Below are 19123 nucleotides of genomic sequence, written 5' to 3'. Positions count from 1 at the left end.
TTAACAACTATATTTTTTTAGTCTTCCAAAGTTTAACTAAAGTTTCTGCAACCATCAAATCTCTTTCAGTATCAATATTAACCCAAGTTGAGTGAGGCATTACATATGCTTTTTTATTACTTAAAATTAAGGTCTTCTCTTCTAAAAAAGCTTTGGTAGTCGTTGCATAAATGCAGCCATTTCTCAAGTAAACAGGACTCAATTTTTGTCTTTGCTCCTTTTCTTTATCTGAATTTAATGGCTTTAAGTTAAACGAATCATCAACTTCATACATTCTTGCTGGGTGAATATCTTCTAATTCAACAACAGATACCACATTATTTAACGTTTCATCTTTTAGAAACATTGAAATAACATTATCAACATCTTCTCCTGTTCTTATTGGAGCTGTTGGCTGTAATAGCACAATTAAATCATATTGTTTTTCTTTTAAAAATTGTAATACTTCAAATATTACCAACTCAATTGGCGAATCATCTTGAGCGTTTTTTAAATCTCTTTTATAATATGCCGATTCATTAGATTTTGCAATATTTAATATGGCTTCATCATCAGAGGTTACTATAAAATCTGTTAGTAGTTTACTTTCTTTTGCTGTATTAATAGCATAGGTTACTAAAGGTTCCCCATCAACAAGCCTTATGTTTTTATTTTTTACTCCCTTAGAGCCACCTCTTGCTGGTATGATGCCTAAAACATTCATTAATACATAATGGTTTTATGATACCTTAATTCAATATTAGCCAAAATGTCTGCCATTTTTTCTCCAGACTTACCATTTCCATAAATGTTGTTTTGAGTAACCTCATTTTGTGTTTCTAACCTATTTAAAATACCCTTTTTAATAGCTATCTCGTCATAAGCAACATCTAAAACATTATTGCCACGTTGTCTACCATGTTGCCTCGTACCAATATTTACAACTGGCACACCTAAAAAAGCGCATTCTCTAATTCCAACACTTGAGTTTCCAACTAAGCATTTACTATTGCATAACAAGCGTAAAAAATCTTCAGGCTTCATATTTTTAAAAAAATGAATGTTATTAGGTTGATGTTCTTCCCTATAAGATCTTATTCCTTTTGATGTTCCATCGGCTCCAGAATCCACATTTGGCCAAAACCAAAATGTTGGTATTCCTAATTCATGTACCGCTTTTAGAGTTTTGTAAACATTTTCTCTACTTTCTTTATACTCGGTAGTTACTGGATGTTGCATTACTACTAAGTATTCCTTTTCCCAATCAATTTTATTACCAACACCACCATATTTTTCAATTGGATTGAAATTTAACTTGCTATTTTTACTAACCTCATAGGCTATATCAATAGAAGGACACCCTGTATTAAACACAAAATTTTCATCCTCTCCCATTTTTAATACACGTGCTTTTGCATCCTCAGAAGCAACAAAATGTATATCGGCTAATTTGGTGTTTGCATGACGTACTTTTTCATCAATATTCCCAGTAACTTCTCCTCCTTGTATATGAACTAAAGGTATGTTTTGATAGGATGCCGCAATTGATGTTGCTATAGTTTCAAAACGATCAGCAATAGTTATTACTGCGTCTGGTTTTAAATTATAAAATGTATTAGCCAGCTCCATGACGCCTAACCCAGTGGTTTTAGCCATTGATGTTTTATTTTCTCCTTCTAATACAATAAATACTTTTTCGTCAATCTTAAAACCATCTTCTTCTATATAATTAATTGCATTACCATAACGCCCTAATAAGGCAGAGGCTGCAACTACAAGCTGCAACTCCAATTTAGGATGTGCTTGAATGGCTTTTAAAGCTGTTTTAATCCTACTATATGATGGTCTTGCGGTAATTACCGCACATATTTTTCTTTTACTCATTGATATCCTCTTCGGTTAAAAATTGCCATTGTTGCATATCCTTATTAATAGATTTTCCTATTACATCATTAAAAAATTTAGCAGCTATACCCTTATGTGCTGGCTTTTTTGCCTCTAAATCTGAAAAGCTTAATACATGTCCTTTATCTAATTTTTTATTAACAGCTAAGGTTTTTTCGAAAATGCTTTTTAAACCTTTAAAAGAGTCGTTATTATTTTTTGAAACGGGATGCTGTAACGCTTTTTCTACGCTTTTTATAGATTTAGAAACCAACTTAATTTCGTCGATAGTTAAGGATGCTATTGTATCTGGACCAAATTGCTCTCTATTAAATACCGCATGAAATTCAAATATTTCAGCCCCTAAAGCTGCAGCAGCGATACAAGTTTCTATTTTAGCTGAATGATCTGAAAAACCCACAGGAACTTGATAACGCTCCTTAAGTTCTTTAATAACATTAAGGCCATATTGCTCAGGTTTTGTAGGATAAGAGGTAGTGCATTGTAAAATGGAATACCTCACATTCTTAGACTTCAAAAATTCCACAGCTTCATCTAACTCTTTATAAGAGCTCATTCCTGAAGAAAGAATAACAGGTTTTTTTGTTTGAGCTATCTTTTCTAACAATAGAAAATTTGTCACTTCTCCAGAGCCTATTTTGTAACGACTTACTCCAACTTCTTCAAGTAAATCTACAGCAGCATTACTAAAAGGTGAACTCATAAATTCTAAACCTACTTCATCACAATGCTGTTTTAACTCTTTCCATTGTTCGAGTGTAAATTCCATACGCTTCCAATAATCAAAACGTGTAGCATCTTGCTTTGAAAATTTTACTCTAAAAGGCTCATAAATACTACTTTCTGCATCAGCTATATGCGTTTGGAATTTAATAGCATGTATGCCTGTTTTAGCCAATGCATCTATATATGCATGTGCAGTTCCTAAACTACCATCGTGCGCTTGTGCTATTTCAGCAATTATAAAACTCATTTGTTAATAATTGGAGTTGTTTGGTTTCCAGTAAATTTTTACACTTGGCAATTTACTGAATTCCTGAAACTCTTTAGAAGATAATCGATTACTATTTTTTATTAACTTGGGTATATGCAAAAACACATCGAAAAGGGCTTTAATTATTGCTGAAGTTGCTCTAATATCTCCTTTAAATACTCTGGTTTTTAATTGAACCCATAAAGTATATAAAATTCTTCTTGGTATTAATTTTATTGGATAGAATAAAAAATACAAATACCAGCCTGATCTTAACGACCTACGAAGTCTGGTTGCATAATCTTTTTGTTTTGACCGCTGCTTAATATTTACACGATGATGTACTAAAACTTCTGGATTATAATATATATGCCAATCTTTTTTAAATAATTGAAATGCTGCATAATCTTCTTCTCCATAAAAAATAAACCAAGCTGGGTAATTTGGTATAGAATTCCAAGCTTTCATATTCCATACATGACCACAACCTACAAACCCTTTAACTCGCTCTATTTCCTCATACTTAAGAGTATTAATGGGTTTTTCTAAATCCCAGTAAATACTAAATGCTTGCAGTCCACATTTTGGATATTTTTTGAAAACTGTTTCTATATTCTCTAAAACATTATCTGAGAGGAAATTTGCATCATCATCTAATGATATTGCATATTGAGCTTTTGTTAAACTTAACAATTCGTTTCTACTGGCAATAAGTCCCTTGGATGTTTCATGATTAATCAACGAAATTTTAGGATAATGTTCTTTTAAAAAAGTATAAGTTCCATCGGTAGAACCATCAACACAAATTAAAAATTCAATATCATCTCTTAAATAAAATTCCTCTAAAGCATGTAATGTATGCTTCAGCTCGTTAAGGCGATTATATGTAGTAATTAAAATTGAAAAAATCAAAACATCTAATTTTCTAGAATTCGTTCAAGTTGGTTTTTAAAATTATCGTCACTAAAGTAATTTCCAAAAACTGATACTTCTTCATTAGAATTTAACCTATCCAATATCAAATTTTTAAGTTTTTCCTTAATCTCAGTTTTATTGGAATATGTAGCGATATATTTTTCATCCTTTACAATACTCCTTAACTCGCTTACTTCTGGTGCCAAAATTAAAACTGGTTTTTTTAAAGCATCCACAAATGGAGCTTTTCCAACCAAAATATTTGATATTTCAGGTCCGTTTTCTAAAATTAGTATAATATCCGATTCAAACATTTGCTCGTAAGAGGATGTTAAAAAATCGGCTTTTTCTAGAATATGAATGTTTTCGTGATTTAAATACTTCTTTTTAAATCTTTCAAACTCATTTGTTTTTAATCTAATACTAACATCAGTATGAGCCTTAATTTCAGTTACTTCATTAACTAATTCATTATAGGAATCTAACAAAACATCAAGATTTCTACCAAATTGCACAGAACCGTGATAGGAAATACTTAATCTCTTATTGCTTTTATGTTTTTCTTTTTTTTCTTTTAAATTAAAAACAGAAGTATCATATTGATGCGGCAAAACATGGAATTTGTTTTTGGACTCATATAATAAATCTAAATCATTGGATAATAATTTTGAAGGACTAATGCATGACTTAGACAATTGCACAATTGACTTTATTTTTTTAAGTCTTGAAATTTCCACTCGAGTTAATTTTCTATTCGAACCAGGGTACCAAAAAAAAGGGTAAGGGTCGTGAAAATTTAAGATTGCCTTCTCTAGAATTGGCAAACCCTTTAAAGCTAAAATAGTTTCATGATTAACACCTGAACTTCTTACAAAAACATGATTATACTCTTTACAATCAACTTTTGTTATAGGCTTAGAAAATAATTTATGGATATAATTATCATAACTCGACACATTAAACAATCTAGTTGAAATTCTGTTCAACCATTTTATAAAAAAAGGTGCTTTTAAATTAATTACATGAGAGTTAATTGAATCTACTGGAAGTAAATTTAATTCGTCTTCACCAGTATGAATTTTTAAATATAGTACATCAATAATGGCACTTGGATAAGCCATTCTTAGCTTAGCTAAAAAAGAACGAGACACCACTCCTTCACTAGTGCCCGAAACTCTTAAATCTTGTGCTATTACTAAAAAATTCATTAATTCTAGGCCTTCTTTAGTTTATGTTTATAAATCCTATAAAAAAATAAGCGTAATGGTAATTGGGTATAAAACACCTTCCATTTAAGTTTTTCTAATACTGTTAAATCAAGTGTAGCAATGATTCTTTCGTATAAATTATACTTTTTATAATCTAAAGAGATTTGAATAAAATAGCGCAATATTTCATCTGTTATTAAGTCTTTTTGCTTTAAGTTTTGAATCACTAAATCTATTGCATCAGCATAAGACGCTAAACTACTTTCTTTTCTATTCCCAAAATCTCCTGTTACAGAAACCTCATGTTTTCTTCCGTAATAAAGATCTTTATTTATAGAAATACCTTTATTTACAGAAGTTAAAATACGTGCATACACTTCCCACTCTTCAGCGTATTTTAAATGCTCTGTATATCTATGATTACTATAACATTCCTTAGTCCACATGACTGCGCACGAATTAAATTGAAGTTCGTTTTTTAGTATCTTATTTATATCTCGCTTATCAATATAAAAGGATGTATACTCTTTTGAGTAATCAAAATTATAATAAAAATCTCCAACAAATGTTTTTCTTATATATCTACAAAAAGAAATATTCTTAGTTGATAATTCATGCACACAGATTTCTAAATTTTGTGGATGTGCAATATCGTCGTCATCAAAAAATATAATATAGTCTCCTTTTGCCTCGTCTAAACCATAGTTTCTACTTCCTGGTAATCCTTTTTGATACTTTGACGTTCTTTTTAAATACTTGAATCTTTTATCTTTATTTAAAAGTGGTTTTAATACATCTTCAGTATTATCTGTTCCTCCATCATCAACAATAAGGCATTCCCAATCTTCTAGGGTTTGATCCTGAATAGATTTTATAGATTCCACAATGTATTGCGCCCTATTATAAGTAGCCATTATTATGGAAACTTTTGGGGTAAGACTCATTTGAAAATTGCTTTTATCCATCTAAATGGCTTTAAAATTAATTTACCAATTTTAAACTCTATTCGCTCTCTATTTTTAAACTTTTCCTTTTCCTCTTTTTCTATTTTAGACACTAATTGCGTCATAAAACTATCATAATAACGAATATTTAAATCTTTATGCTTGGTAAAAATATATTTAAATAAATCGTACTTAGCTTGGTTAGCTTTTGATGTCGTTGTGTTTTCTCTTTTTCGGTAGTTGTATAAAGGTTCTTTAATGACTTCTGCTCTTCCTCCATGACTAAGCAAACGAATGTAAAACTCCCAATCTTCAAAACCATTTCGCATGGTTTCATCATAACCTCCACAGCTATTCCAATCTTCCTTTTTAAACATAGCTGATCCCAATGCACTGTTTGAAGTTAAAAAACTCTCTATTGTACCTCCTTTTGGCTTATAAACATAATTATTAGAAGCTTTTTCAAAAACTAAATTGGTATAACAGGTAACCAATTTTATATCTGTGTTGTTATTGAATAAACTCAAGGCCTTACTACAAAACGTATTCTCAAAATAATCATCACTATCTAGCACTAATATAAAACTCCCCTTAGCTTGTTTTATGCCATTATTTCTTGCTGTACTTTGCCCTAAATTCTTTTGTGCAATTAGCTTGTCTATTTTATGTTCTAAACTTTTTAAAACAATTTTTGTGCCTTCATTAGAACCATCATCTACTACAATTATTTCTTTATTTGTGTGTGTTTGATTTATAGCAGAGTCAATAGCCTGCTCAATGAATTTTGCATCATTGTAACAAGGAATAACTATTGATATTAAATTGTTATGTTTCAATTAGTTTATAATTTTTCTTTAATCTCTTTTATCACTTTTAACCATTGTGAGCCAAATTTCTCATCGGGTTCTAAATAATTTCCTTCTGCCCATTCGTTCCATGATTTAATAACTACGAATTGAGGGTTTTCTGGATTATTTTGTAATTCCTTTACAGCAGCTTCAAGATGTGTTTTCCAAGCAATTGGTGTCGCATTTTTAAATATTAATGATTTCTTACCGCTTCTTGGCGAATTATCCCAGTTTGGAAATACACAAGATATATACTTTTCATTGAGAAACTTTACATTGAAGTTTGACACACCTTTAGCATAATCAAAAATAAGTGGTTTTTTTCGTTCACCTATACTACGCGATGGCCAAAGTAAACTTTTCAATTTAGATTCAACTTTACCAAAAAAACTTTTATTAGGAAAAAATGATGGTTTCTTATATCTCATTTTAAAAAACACGTCTAAACCAACTTGACCATCAATATTTGAATTATTTAGCTTTAAATCATGACTAGATGTTGCAGTAGACACCAAGTATATTCCATCAAAACCTGCCTCAATTGCTAATCTATTAAATACTTCAATAAATATATTTAAATCTGGAATGTCGTTTAGTTTATAAACATGAAACATAGGTTTATTATCTAAAACTATGTACCTAGAATCTTTAAAAAATGGCAGTAAATAATTAAAATATGCTTCGTAATCTTTTTCGCCATTATATGTTTGTTCAATCAATACTTCAGGATTGTCTAAACCATGCCAAATACCTTTCCAAGTTTCATTTGCCCAACAAAAACAGAAGGGAATATCAATGCTTTTATTTTCTAGCATTTTTTCTGCTGGCTTTTCTAAAAGCATTTTTCCTTCACCAAACCAATATTGATAATAAATAAAACCATCAACACCATTTGCCAGTGCTAATTCTGATTGTTTTTCTTGAATTTTAGGTTGTTTAAGTAAATCATAATAGCCTAATTCTCCTGGAATTATTGGTTGATAATGATTCTTAAATAATGGCTTTGCTTTTTTTACATTAGTCCACTCAGTAAACCCTTCTCCCCACCATTTATCATTCTCTGGAATAGGATGAAACTGTGGAAGGTAATAGGCTAAAAATTTTATTTCAGTATTGTTCATTTAGTAGGTGTGGCTCACTTAGATTTTTTAAAAATAGTAAAGCCAAAAAACTTTTTTAAAAACGCATTGATAACAAATTTTTCACTTTTAAGCTTCTCTTCGTAGCTGTTTTTTATTCGTTCTGTTTCTTGTGCTAAAAATTTAAACGAACCATAATGTTTCACAAAAAAATCAGCATGCTTAACACTTAAATAATTTAACAAAAAAATTCCTTTTTCTTCATCAATATTTTTTAACATTGAAACAGCTTTTATTCGGTAATAAAAGCCAACCAAATCGAGTTTTTTAACACCACCTCCATTTTTTAATAACGAAATCCAAAATTCCCAATCTTCCCATCCATAAATCATGTTTACATCGTAGCCCCCAATTATTTCCCAATCTTTCTTTTTGTACATAGCACATGGGAAAATCAAATTATTTTGACTTAAATTATAAAGTGAGAATGGAGGTAAATTCCACAAACCAGATTCATCTCCAAATTTTTCTGCATTACAATACACAAGTTTTAAAGTACTATCTTCCTCAAAAGTATTTACCGCTTGTGCAATGTAATTGTTGCTTATTTTATCATCAGAGTCTAGTGGTAATATGAATTGTCCTTTAGCGATTGATATTCCAGAATTTCGCGCCGCGCTAAGTCCGCCATTCTTTTTACTTAAATATTTAATTCGATTGTCTTTGTCTTGCCACTTTTTAGCAACAGCCTCAGTATTATCTGTTGAGCCATCATTAACAATTATACACTCCCAATTAGAATATACTTGATCGAATACAGAATTTAAGCACTCATCAAGATATTGTGCTTGGTTATAGCATGGTACTATTATAGATACATTAATGCTCATGTCTTCTTAAAATGGTATTTAAAAATCTTTTTATCACTTTTTTTATTTCTATAAAGTTGAATTGTTGTATGTGTCTAAACATCAAATATAACCATTCTCCAAGGGTAGGTTTTCGAGTTTTAAAAATATGGCTTTCATATCTTCTTAAAATTCTAATACGATCTTCATTATTGTAGAACCTCAATTTTTGATTAATTAGGAACTTATAAAACTTATTTTGCGAAACACTTTTTTTTAAAACATTATCTTCTTTTCCTGAAATATTAGAATTAGAGAGTCTGAAATAAATTAAACTTTTATTAATAGTATAAATTGGTTTGCCATCTGAAAATTCTAGCCAAGCATGGTCGTCACTGTTCCAAGCCAATGGGTAATTATAAAAACCATACTTGACATAGGATGCTTTTTTAAAAATATATTCAGATAATGAACTTCTGGTTGAATAATTGAACTTTCTTAAATAAGCATCTGTTGCTATTTCCCAAACAGGGTGCTGATATACTTCTGAAATAGTATCATCTTTTTCATTGACCATTTTAGTTGCAAATCGAACCAAATTTGTTTTAGAAGCAAAGGCATCATAATTTTCATACCATGATTCAAAAACAGTTTCTTCTAAATAATCGTCATCTCCCAATATCATAATCCACATTTCATCTTTGGTTAAATCAATACATCGCTCCCATTGTTTTGTTAAAGATTTACCACCTAAATTTTCATCAAAACGATGGTATGAAAAATCAAACTGACCTTTGTATTTATCTAATAATTTTGATGGGGCTTCGGGACTAGCATCGTCTCCAATATACACATGAAATTTTTTACTGGTTTGATTAGCAAGAGACTTTAGAGTATCTTCAAAATATATGATTTTATAATATGGAATAACAATAGCTATCATGATCTCATTTCTTTTAAACGTTTCCATAATTTAAAATGGTAGCTTAAGATAGGATGGAGCAGGAAAAGATTTTTCCAAACAGCATTACATATTTTATGTTTATTAAATGTTAAACATTGCTCCATATAACTAACAGCATTTCTTATTTCATCTCCTTTTTTTAAACTATTCAACTCGACTTGTAATGGCAAAACAGACTTATATATGTTATGTAATTTGTGCGATGATTCTACCCAGTCCTTATTTAAGCTTCCAGATGAAAAATGCTCGATTAAAATTTGATTAGTTACCAAAACTTGATAACCCTTCTTTTTGCATTCAAAAGAAATATTTAAATCGTAATTATGGTATCCTTTCATGTTTTCATTAAACATGATGTCAATACTTTTTTTAAGCACCATAAAAACACCATCAATAACTACTACTTCTGATTCTGAATTCTCACCAAAACCATCTTCTGTGTTTTTAGGAACACCTGAACCATTATGCTGAATTATATTGATTACTTGTTGATTGTAGTGGCAATTCCACCAAGGAGATGGCATTTTGGTCTTAACCTTTGCGCCAGCAACTCCCAACAAACCTACATTCTTGTTATTATTAAAGATATCTATTAAAATTGTTCCCCAATTATTGGTATGAAGTAGCACATCATCATGCATAAAACACAATAACTCACCCTCACTTTTTTTTATCCCTAAATTGTAAGCTTCAAAAATTGAATAATTGTTTTCAGAATTATCAATAACAATTAGCTCATAGTTAACACCAACTGTGTTCTCTATGTTTTTTAAAAAAACAGGAGTAATTGTTTTAGTACGTGAGCATATAATGATTGAAATTTTATTCACTTAACTATTTTTATAAGCTTGAACGCATTTTTACTAAAATTTTTTTACTAATCTTTGTTAATAATGTCAAATTACTAAACACACTAGTAATAGCCTTAAAATACTGCTTTTTTTGAATATAAATAGTAGCTCTTTCATCTAATAATTTTTTCTTTACAATTCTATATTGTTTTTCTATGGCATTTATATTTTTAGGGGTACATGATTTTAAAAAACTAAACATAAAAGCAATTAATTTAATCTCTTTGGTTTTTATTCTAATCATACCACTCTCTCCATCGGCTCTAGCTATAACACTAGTTTCATGATACCTAAAATGATTAAGAGATTCTGCAACAAAGGCTAGTTTTTTATTACATATTAACTGCACATAATAAAACCAATCGGCATTATATTTCATAAAAGGTTTAAAAACCAAAGGCATTATTTTTTCCAAATAAACTTTATTGAAAAGCACAGCACTTGCATTAGGAATAACGTTCTTATGAATTAAATAATTTTCAATAAACATATTACCATCCATTATAAAATCTTCTTCTAATGGGTTAGGTTGAAACATTGAAGTATGTGTTATCCAATTCCCAGTTACAACACCATCACTATTTACTCTTTGAGATTGACAATAAGCCAAAGCAACATCCTTATTTTGCAATAAGAGTTGTATTACTATTTCTAAAAAATTAGACTCACAAAAATCGTCAGATTCTGCAATCCAAATGTAATCCCCTTTTGCCAAGGAAACACCCTTGTTCCATTGTGCAAATGTACTCCCAGAATTAACTTTATTAAATATACAATGACTTACATTTGGCTTTTTGGAATAGGCAGATAATATTTCTCTACTGCTATCTGTACTACTGTCGTCTAGTAAAATAACTTCAAAATTAGCATAGGTTTGATTGAAAATACTGTCTAACCGCTGCTTTAAGTATGGTGCATGGTTATAATTTGGGACTATAACTGATATTAATGGATTGTTTATATTCAAAATAGTTTAAATACTAAATACGTTTTTTTATTTTATTGAAGATCTTTTCTATAAAAGTTGATTTTTTTGGTAGATGTCTTTCCAAATCCTTAATACTTGCTTTTAAAATTTTTTTGGTTTCAGAATTAGTACAGTTATTAGAATTTAAAAATGATTTATAACCATTAATTGTATTTAAAATACGTGTTTCTTCTGATTTTAATGACCAAAGACTATCACCATGAACTCGATAAACAGCCATGACATCTTCAAATTTTTTTATTTTTTTATCCTTTACTAATATCATGTAAAGGCTCCAATCACCAATTGAAGAATTTGAAAACCAATCTGGAAGCGCAAAATTATTTCTAAAAACCACTGAAGGAGTATGTATATAATTCCCTTTAGCCAACTCATTAATATCTGTTGTCTCTAACACCTTGCGCGTTATTGTATTATTAATGATTTTATTTTCGCTTTGATTAAAAATACCCACTTCATGAAAACAAATATTATAATCTGGGTTTGTTTCTAAAAAACCAACTTGCTTTTGAAGTTTTAAAGGATCTGTCCAATAGTCATCTCCATCGCAGAGTGCTACATATTTTCCAGTACAAGATTTTAAACTTTCAATAAAATTAAATCGTCCAGTGGGACTTCCATTAATATAAATGACATCTTTTCGCAAACGTAAAAAAAGTTTTATTTTTTCTGGATATTTTTCAGCAAAGTCAAAACAAATATCTCTTGTAGTATCACTGCTAAAATCTTCTCCAAGAATAATTTCAAATAGAAAGTTAGTTTTTTGATTTAATATTGAATTCAAACATTGGGCTATATACGCCTCATGATTATAAGCCATTACTAAGACACTAACTAAACTTTGTTTACGCTCCGAATTCATATGCAGCTTAATTTACTTTATGTTTTGAGTCAAAATTGAAACAACTTCATTAAACTCCTCTGAAGTAATATTACTAGGCAAACCAATAGAGCTATCTATAAGGCTGTTTTTTGGAAAACTCTTTCTTTTATAAGGTGAATAAATTTCTACCCCATAAAACTTAAATAATTCAATATGTTTATTAATTAGTTTTAATTTATGCGTTACATCTTTCAAGTTAATTCCTAGTTTAACACAATTTAAAACAAGAATAAAATTACAGCAAACATTAATTGAATTATAAATTGAAACACCTTCTGTTTTTTCAACAATAGTGTTAAACTCATTTTTTCTTTTTAATACTTCATTTCTTTTATTTTCAAAATTATCTAGAGACAATAAACTTAATCCTGCTTGGATTTCCGACATCCTACCATTTCCTGTATAAGGTATAGGTACCTTTTTTACCGCTCCATAGCTACTACGAATATTTCTTAATTTATCTGCCAATAAATTATCAGAAGTACAAATACAAGCTCCATCCGCTCCATTAATCAATTGGCTTTCATTAAATGAAAATATTTCTATATCTCCAAAATGACCGAATTTTTTTTCTTTATAATTTTCTCCAAAAAATGAATCGGAAACAAATATTAGTCTAAAGTTTTTTTGTCTTGCTAATTCTTCTAACTCATCAATTTCACTAACCATTCCAAAATCATTAACTGCTATTACCAATTCAATGTTTTCATTAGTTTCTGCTTGAATTCCTTTAGGATCAATAACAAAAGAATCATTTTTTATACTACCGAATTCGGCTTCAACTCCTGCCCATTCAACAGATTGAGCAATGTTTAAATGAGAAAAAGAGGGAATTAATACTTTTTTATTTATATCAAGTGCTTTTATAGCTATCATAAGAGCTATACTACTATTAGTCATGCAAACAGCATTCTTAACACCTAGTAAATTTTCAATCCTGTTTTCTAAATCAACAACTAAAGGTCCGTGATTTGTATAATACTCTCTTTCCCATATACCCTGAACCATTTTTTGAAATTCGTCCCAAGGAGGTAAATTATTAGTCTTTATAGAATTATTTGGCTTCATTTAATTATTATTTTTGGCTAACTCAATTTTTATTTCTTTAGAGTTACTCTCTATATAAACCAAAAAGTCGACTATAATTTCAATATCATCAGAATCAACAAACTCTCCACAAGGTAGCAACATATAATCATTCATTAACAATTCCGTATTTGGAAGATTACCAATAATTGTTGGATATACAGCCTCTTTTTTATGTAGAGGCGGAAAATAATATGGTCTAACCACCATATTCTCCTTTTGTAATATCTTTAGTGTTACTTCTCTACTATATGGCCATTGGCTATTTAATTTTACCAATATATTTTTAAAGCTTCTTCGTTCTACAGAATCATACTCAATTAAATCTATACCTTCTACTTTTTCTAGTAGTTCTTTATACTTATAAAAACGTAATTTATTCTTTTTAATTTGAGTTTCTAACAAATCTAAAGAAGACATAGTCATCGCTGCATGAGGTAGAATCATTTTGCCGTTAATACCAAGTGTAATTAAATCTTGATTATTTTCAATACCAAAGTTTCTAGCAGCTTTTAGTTTCCTTGCTAAATCGAAATTGTTAGTAGTAATATAACCTCCTTCAAATCCGTTTAAAAATTTACTTGCATGAACAGAAAAAACTTCGGCATCACCAAAAGTTCCTATTGATTTACCATTATAACAAGCATAAGATGCTTCAACAGAATCAAAAAGAATAGGCAATTTATACTTTTTCGAAATATTTAATAACCCATCAACATCACAGAGGTTTACAATTGGGTGTGGTGCTAAAATTAGGGCAGTTTTCTCATTAATACTATTTTCAACAGATTTAGCAGAAATTCCTAGAGTCTTAATTTCCACATCGCAATAATGTGGGGTCATTTTTAACCAAGCTGCAATATCTGCCATCCTTCTATAGGTTAAAGAAGGCATTATGATTTCAGTTTTATTATTTAATTTCAACTCATTAATTGCTAAAACTAAACCCCATAGACCATTACAAACAGCTATACAATACTTAGATCCATGAACCAGCGCTAGTCTATTCTCTAATTCTTGAATTAACGAATTATCCTCTACTAAATTTCCTTTACTATAACTAGGCTTAATATAGTTTAAAAAGGAATCAATATTTGGTTTTATTAAATTAGAAGTAGAGCGTGGTTTTTCGAAAGCTGGTGGATTGCCTAAAATGGCTAACTTTTCTTTCATTTTAGTTAACTTTTTTGGTTAACACAACATCAAATCTATAATGAGCTGAGTAAAAATCATCTTGCATATTCAGAAATTCAACTTTCCAACCTGTTTTATTTGCCAAATTTTCAAAGTCTTTTTGAGACCACCAAATACCTAGTGAACTCTGGTTATCATCCAACAAATTAGCATACTCTATATCTTTATAAAAAAAGTTAGAAGCTCTTTCTCTATCAGGGATATTTCCTATGTAGAATTTATTAATATTTTCATATTTATCATGAATATTCCTTAAAATCCTTTCTGCTGACTCTTTTTCAAAATAAGAAAAAACACCATAACAAAGTCCTTTAGTATATTTCTTATTTAACGCTTCCTTACTTAAAAACTCATTTGCTTCGGCACATTGGAAAGTATAATTACCTTTTTCAAAGTTTTTCTTAGCAATTTCAATCAAGTATTCTGAAAAATCTATACCAAAATATGCTTTTATTTTGTGAAATATTAAAACTGAAAGCGCTCCATTTCCACAACCTAAATCAAATAAAACATCTTGTTTATTTAAATCTAAACCTTTACATATTGAATCGATTATAATGTTAATTTGTTCTTTACCAACAGGTTTTCCATTAACGGTTCTCTTTACTTGACCAAAAAAGTCATTAGGGTCACAAGATTTTGGAAATTCTTTATGTATATAATCTTTCATAGCAAAATGTATTTAGCAAAAAATATATGAATCAATTAACTTTTTTGTTTCAATTGGTGAATTGAACATTAAAACATCAATAATTGAGAGTCCAGGTTTAAATTTGTCATTATTTTGATTATAAGTATCTAAATTATTTTTTAAAAACTTTATATCAATCCCTTCATTTTTAAAATTTTCTATGTTAAAAATATCTTTTCCTCCATAAGGATTTATATACATATCTGCCTTATAATATTTAGAAATTTGTAAAGCCCAATCTCCTGCTTCTTTTATAGTATTAGAAAAATCCATTTCAGTTTGTGATAAAACTTCATAATTAAACGGAATACCAATGTATTCAGAAACCTTTTTTAGAGCCAAAATATTTAATGACGTAATATCCTTAGTTTTTTTTTGAAAAATCTGTTCTAACAAATTAATCACCTCAGTATAAAAAGGTGCTTTCTTTTTGTAACATGTTAATTGAGCCAAAATTTTACTTTCCCAATTTTCGTCAAATCTAATATAAGTGTCTTTTATTAAGTTTTGACGAGATGCCTTTACTAAAGGAACTTTTATATATTGACAACCTCCATTTGAATTTAAAACCTTATTGCGCTCAATCCATCCATGTCTTATAAACTGAACATTATCAAAAACCACCCAAAAGTCTGTTGCCTTAATAAGGCTGAAATAACCTATATACGGGAACAAATAAGGCTGCATAATCGCTATTTTCATTATACATTTATGTTGATTATTTCTACGATTTTATCTGTTTCTTCTTTTTTAAGACCAACATATAAAGGCAAGCATAATACTCTAGAAGCAATAGATTCTGAAATATTTATAGTCTTACTATTTATATAATCAAGAGTGTTTAGTGAGGGATAAAAATAACGTCTCGGTATAATATTGTTTTCAATCAGTTTCGCCTGAACTTTTAACAACACTGTTTCATCCTTAAATAGAATTGGATAATAACTATAATTCCAATTGGTATTACCCCTTAATTTAAAGGTAGTAATTTTTGAGAAATCTATAGTTTCATTATATTGATTTACAACACTTCTTCTTTCATTCATAATAATGTCCAAATAAGGTAACACTGACAAGCCCAAAGCAGCTTGTAACTCACTCATTTTAGCATTAATACCTATGCCTTGGATGCTTTCTGGACCTTGATGTCCAAAATTGTGCTGATAAAACAAAATGTCATGAATTTCCTCAGAATTGGTAAACATTGCCCCTCCTTCTCCTGTGTGAAATAATTTAGTTGCGTGAAAACTACAGGTGCTTATATCACCAAATTTAAATATGGATTGATTCTTATAAGTAACTCCAAAACAATGTGCAGCATCATAAATCACTTTTAAATTGTGCTTTTTAGCAATGGTTTGAATTGTTTCCACATCACATGGATTTCCAAATACATGAGTGGCTAATATTGCTGTTGTTTTTGAAGTAATTGCTGCTTCAATTTTTGTCTCATCAATAGTTAAATATTCAGGATGAATATCTACAAAAACTGGTGAGCAGCCCTCCCAAACAATACTAGATGTTGTAGCTACATAACTAAATGGTGTTGTTATTATTTCGCCTTTTAGCCCTAAAGCTTTAATGGCAATTTGAAGTGGTAATGTTCCATTTGTAGTTGCAATAATATTTGGGACTTGTAAATAGTTTTTTAACTTTTCTTCTAATTCTTTTATTAAAACACCTCTATTGGTTATCCAGCCTGAATCCCAAGCTTTTTTTAAAATAGCCTGATACTCTTCTTGTGGTGGCAAAAATGTTTTAGTAACTCTTATCATTTATTTAAGTAATCTTTATCAAGAACACCGTTTTTCTTTATAAACACAAACTCGCAAAGCCATAACGCCTTATTTTCAAAAGGCCTATTTAAATCTGTTATATCAAAAAACCTAAAACCTGCTTCATCTAAATATTTCATTACATTTAAAGCAGAATTTTTGAATATTTTGTTTACAACTCCAACTTCAATCATAATTATTTCAGCATTCTGCATCAGTTTTTTTGCTCCTTGTAATACTTCTATATCAAATCCTTCTGCATCAATTTTTAGTATTGATGGAGGCATTAATTTATTTTCAACTACAAAACTATCCAATTGAACTATTGGCACTTTTATCTGCTTCAAACCTTGCTGCTTAGCTTCAGATTCAGAAAGTATAAATGTACAACTATCATCCCTTTCACGAATTGTGAATAAAAGTTCTCCGTTGGCATTTCCTACACCAACTGAGAACAATTGAATGTTTTTTTTATTTAAAAAAAGTGTGTCTATATCTTTCTTTAAATTTATTTGAGGTTCAAACAAATAGTAAGTCGTATCAGGGAAAAACTCTAAGCAACCAGCTGTCCAAGAGCCTTTGTTTGCCCCAATATCGTAAATAGTTATTGGCTCGTATTGTTGATTTTTTAAGAAGTTATAAAAACCATCAAGCAAATTAGCCTTTTCAAAAAAAGTTTTTGGTGTTGCATCCTGAACTTCAAATCTGTTAACATTCACAATAGTGAATCCAAATTTTCTTAGTATACTATTAATTGCTTTTTTTAAAAGTTTTATCTTCATTTAAATAACTTGTTTTAATTCAGAATCAATTAAAAATGAAGTCCAAATTTGTTTATCATGTTCCACTTGTATTGTAATAGCTTTATGAATCTTATAATAGCTGTTTTTAGAATAAGCTTCTGATGCACTAAAAGTAATATTATAAATGCCTTTTGACAGGTTTAAATTTCTAAATACAAAATGAAAATCAATTTCACTATTTGGTTCAATATCCTTTAAAATTTGATTTTCTGGAAATACCTCAGCTATTCCTCTTTGCTCCTTATCATAAATAGCAAAACTTATAAAAGGCATCTTTTTTAAGCTAAAGTTTTTAATAGTAAACTTTAAATCTATAGTATCTCCCCAATTAATTTTATAAATCCCATTTTCTTTTTTTACATTTTCTAAACTAGCATTTACTAATTCCAAAGAATTATCTGTGAATACAACATCTGAGTCTTCATTTGTTAAAAAAGAATTATAGTATAAATCTATACCTTTAGATACATTTTCTCCTTGGAATTCAGCTTTACCTTTACTCAATAAAATAACTTGATTACAAATCCTAGATATCATTGGCATATTATGAGACACGAAAATAACTGCTGTTTTGGGCAAAATAGTATCTATAGCTTTAAAACATTTTAAAATAAATCCTAAATCGCCTACTGCCAGAACCTCATCAACTATTAGCACATCAGGTTCCATTTGTGCTGCCACTGCAAAACCTAAACGAACGTTCATACCAGAACTATAATGCTGCACTGGCATATCTATAAATTCTTCTAATTCTGCAAATTCAATTATGGCGTTTAATTTTTCATCTATTTCTTTTCGTGTAAAACCTAAAACTGCTCCATTATTATAAATGTTTTCGCGTCCGCTTAAAATAGGGTTAAAACCTGCTCCTAATTCTATTAAAGCACCTACTCGACCCTTGATAGTAACGCTTCCAGCATCAGGATTTATCAAGCCATTAAGTATTTTTAAAAGTGTAGATTTCCCCGCTCCATTATGACCTATAAGCCCTAAACACTCACCCCTTCTTAACTCAAAATTAATATCTTGTATAGCCCAGAACTCTTTAGGTCGCAGTGTTCTTTCTAATGAGTTTCCGCGAATACCACTAACTAAATCTTTAACACCATACCACAAACTGGTTTTAAGATCTTTACAGAATTTTTTACTTAAGCCTTCTACTTTTACTAAAACTTCCTTCTCTTTCATA

Annotated in this window: 20 protein-coding genes; all 20 read right to left on the bottom strand. The window is 29.5% G+C overall.

Annotated features, from left to right (window positions below; genetic code table 11):
- Positions 1–7 precede the first annotated feature (7 nt).
- From HB672_RS07000 to HB672_RS06905, 20 genes are read right to left on the bottom strand one after another with little or no spacing between them, the layout of a single operon-like run.
- On the bottom strand, positions 8–703 hold the full coding sequence (locus HB672_RS07000) for an acylneuraminate cytidylyltransferase family protein (protein ID WP_167609846.1): 696 nt from the start codon (positions 701–703) through the stop codon (positions 8–10).
- The gene (gene neuC / locus HB672_RS06995; RefSeq protein WP_167609843.1) at positions 703–1863 is read right to left on the bottom strand and encodes a UDP-N-acetylglucosamine 2-epimerase; all 1161 of its coding nucleotides are present in this window, start codon (positions 1861–1863) and stop codon (positions 703–705) included. Before neuC ends, HB672_RS07000 begins: the two co-directional genes overlap by 1 nt.
- Positions 1856–2857 carry an N-acetylneuraminate synthase family protein gene (locus tag HB672_RS06990; RefSeq protein WP_167609840.1) on the bottom strand — a complete coding sequence of 334 codons (1002 nt, stop codon included), beginning with the start codon at positions 2855–2857 and terminating at the stop codon, positions 1856–1858. The genes neuC and HB672_RS06990 overlap by 8 nt, the downstream gene beginning before the upstream one ends.
- Positions 2858–2860: 3 nt before the next feature.
- On the bottom strand, positions 2861–3769 hold the full coding sequence (locus HB672_RS06985; protein WP_167609837.1) for a glycosyltransferase family 2 protein: 909 nt from the start codon (positions 3767–3769) through the stop codon (positions 2861–2863).
- A 5-nt stretch (positions 3770–3774) separates the two neighbouring features.
- Positions 3775–4980, bottom strand: coding sequence for a glycosyltransferase family 4 protein (locus HB672_RS06980; RefSeq protein WP_167609834.1), 1206 nt, complete (start codon positions 4978–4980; stop codon positions 3775–3777).
- A gap of 5 nt (positions 4981–4985) precedes the next feature.
- On the bottom strand, positions 4986–5924 hold the full coding sequence (locus HB672_RS06975) for a glycosyltransferase family 2 protein (RefSeq protein WP_167609830.1): 939 nt from the start codon (positions 5922–5924) through the stop codon (positions 4986–4988).
- A complete protein-coding gene (locus HB672_RS06970) occupies positions 5921–6760 on the bottom strand; it encodes a glycosyltransferase (protein WP_167609827.1) in 840 nt (279 codons plus the stop codon). The genes HB672_RS06975 and HB672_RS06970 overlap by 4 nt, the downstream gene beginning before the upstream one ends.
- A gap of 5 nt (positions 6761–6765) precedes the next feature.
- Positions 6766–7893 carry a glycoside hydrolase family 99-like domain-containing protein gene (locus tag HB672_RS06965; RefSeq protein WP_167609823.1) on the bottom strand — a complete coding sequence of 376 codons (1128 nt, stop codon included), beginning with the start codon at positions 7891–7893 and terminating at the stop codon, positions 6766–6768.
- A 14-nt stretch (positions 7894–7907) separates the two neighbouring features.
- Entirely contained in the window at positions 7908–8741 is an 834-nt protein-coding gene (locus HB672_RS06960; protein WP_167609820.1) for a glycosyltransferase family A protein, read from the bottom strand.
- Complete coding sequence (locus HB672_RS06955) at positions 8731–9669, bottom strand: glycosyltransferase family 2 protein (protein WP_244306582.1); 939 nt, start codon at positions 9667–9669, stop codon at positions 8731–8733. Before HB672_RS06955 ends, HB672_RS06960 begins: the two co-directional genes overlap by 11 nt.
- Positions 9639–10493, bottom strand: a complete 855-nt coding sequence (locus HB672_RS06950; protein ID WP_167609817.1) for a glycosyltransferase — start codon at positions 10491–10493, stop codon at positions 9639–9641. The genes HB672_RS06955 and HB672_RS06950 overlap by 31 nt, the downstream gene beginning before the upstream one ends.
- A 10-nt stretch (positions 10494–10503) precedes the next feature.
- On the bottom strand, positions 10504–11481 hold the full coding sequence (locus tag HB672_RS06945) for a glycosyltransferase family A protein (RefSeq protein WP_208864186.1): 978 nt from the start codon (positions 11479–11481) through the stop codon (positions 10504–10506).
- 13 nt (positions 11482–11494) lie between these two features.
- Positions 11495–12364: a glycosyltransferase gene (locus HB672_RS06940; RefSeq protein ID WP_167609814.1), complete on the bottom strand. Its 870-nt coding sequence runs from the start codon at positions 12362–12364 to the stop codon at positions 11495–11497.
- 12 nt (positions 12365–12376) lie between these two features.
- A complete protein-coding gene (locus HB672_RS06935) occupies positions 12377–13453 on the bottom strand; it encodes an aminotransferase class I/II-fold pyridoxal phosphate-dependent enzyme (protein WP_167609811.1) in 1077 nt (358 codons plus the stop codon).
- Positions 13454–14644: an aminotransferase class I/II-fold pyridoxal phosphate-dependent enzyme gene (locus HB672_RS06930; protein ID WP_167609808.1), complete on the bottom strand. Its 1191-nt coding sequence runs from the start codon at positions 14642–14644 to the stop codon at positions 13454–13456.
- Between the two features lies 1 nt (position 14645).
- Positions 14646–15335 carry a class I SAM-dependent methyltransferase gene (locus tag HB672_RS06925; protein WP_167609805.1) on the bottom strand — a complete coding sequence of 230 codons (690 nt, stop codon included), beginning with the start codon at positions 15333–15335 and terminating at the stop codon, positions 14646–14648.
- Positions 15336–15347: 12 nt separating this feature from the next.
- Positions 15348–16058 carry a WbqC family protein gene (locus HB672_RS06920; RefSeq protein WP_167609802.1) on the bottom strand — a complete coding sequence of 237 codons (711 nt, stop codon included), beginning with the start codon at positions 16056–16058 and terminating at the stop codon, positions 15348–15350.
- The gene (locus HB672_RS06915) at positions 16058–17131 is read right to left on the bottom strand and encodes a DegT/DnrJ/EryC1/StrS family aminotransferase (RefSeq protein WP_167609799.1); all 1074 of its coding nucleotides are present in this window, start codon (positions 17129–17131) and stop codon (positions 16058–16060) included. The genes HB672_RS06920 and HB672_RS06915 overlap by 1 nt, the downstream gene beginning before the upstream one ends.
- Entirely contained in the window at positions 17128–17913 is a 786-nt protein-coding gene (locus tag HB672_RS06910; RefSeq protein WP_167609796.1) for an FkbM family methyltransferase, read from the bottom strand. Before HB672_RS06910 ends, HB672_RS06915 begins: the two co-directional genes overlap by 4 nt.
- Entirely contained in the window at positions 17914–19122 is a 1209-nt protein-coding gene (locus HB672_RS06905) for an ABC transporter ATP-binding protein (protein ID WP_167609793.1), read from the bottom strand.
- Between the last annotated feature and the right edge of the window lies 1 nt (position 19123).

Origin of the sequence: Gaetbulibacter sp. S0825 (genome assembly GCF_011777505.1) — a bacterium.
In the GTDB taxonomy this organism is placed as follows: domain Bacteria; phylum Bacteroidota; class Bacteroidia; order Flavobacteriales; family Flavobacteriaceae; genus Pontimicrobium.
This window is presented reverse-complemented; position numbering and strand designations above follow the sequence as displayed.

Coding starts and splice junctions, on each gene's coding strand:
- HB672_RS06940 (WP_167609814.1), bottom strand. CDS start 12,364: ATGAATTCGGAGCGTAAACAAAGTTTAGTTAGTGTCTTAGTAATGGCT.
- HB672_RS06975 (WP_167609830.1), bottom strand. CDS start 5,924: ATGAGTCTTACCCCAAAAGTTTCCATAATAATGGCTACTTATAATAGG.
- HB672_RS06915 (WP_167609799.1), bottom strand. CDS start 17,131: ATGATAAGAGTTACTAAAACATTTTTGCCACCACAAGAAGAGTATCAG.
- HB672_RS06910 (WP_167609796.1), bottom strand. CDS start 17,913: ATGAAGATAAAACTTTTAAAAAAAGCAATTAATAGTATACTAAGAAAA.
- HB672_RS06935 (WP_167609811.1), bottom strand. CDS start 13,453: ATGAAGCCAAATAATTCTATAAAGACTAATAATTTACCTCCTTGGGAC.
- neuC (WP_167609843.1), bottom strand. CDS start 1,863: ATGAGTAAAAGAAAAATATGTGCGGTAATTACCGCAAGACCATCATAT.
- HB672_RS06920 (WP_167609802.1), bottom strand. CDS start 16,058: ATGAAAATAGCGATTATGCAGCCTTATTTGTTCCCGTATATAGGTTAT.
- HB672_RS06960 (WP_167609820.1), bottom strand. CDS start 8,741: ATGAGCATTAATGTATCTATAATAGTACCATGCTATAACCAAGCACAA.
- HB672_RS06905 (WP_167609793.1), bottom strand. CDS start 19,122: ATGAAAGAGAAGGAAGTTTTAGTAAAAGTAGAAGGCTTAAGTAAAAAA.
- HB672_RS06990 (WP_167609840.1), bottom strand. CDS start 2,857: ATGAGTTTTATAATTGCTGAAATAGCACAAGCGCACGATGGTAGTTTA.
- HB672_RS06965 (WP_167609823.1), bottom strand. CDS start 7,893: ATGAACAATACTGAAATAAAATTTTTAGCCTATTACCTTCCACAGTTT.
- HB672_RS07000 (WP_167609846.1), bottom strand. CDS start 703: ATGAATGTTTTAGGCATCATACCAGCAAGAGGTGGCTCTAAGGGAGTA.
- HB672_RS06955 (WP_244306582.1), bottom strand. CDS start 9,669: ATGGAAACGTTTAAAAGAAATGAGATCATGATAGCTATTGTTATTCCA.
- HB672_RS06980 (WP_167609834.1), bottom strand. CDS start 4,980: ATGAATTTTTTAGTAATAGCACAAGATTTAAGAGTTTCGGGCACTAGT.
- HB672_RS06925 (WP_167609805.1), bottom strand. CDS start 15,335: ATGAAAGATTATATACATAAAGAATTTCCAAAATCTTGTGACCCTAAT.
- HB672_RS06930 (WP_167609808.1), bottom strand. CDS start 14,644: ATGAAAGAAAAGTTAGCCATTTTAGGCAATCCACCAGCTTTCGAAAAA.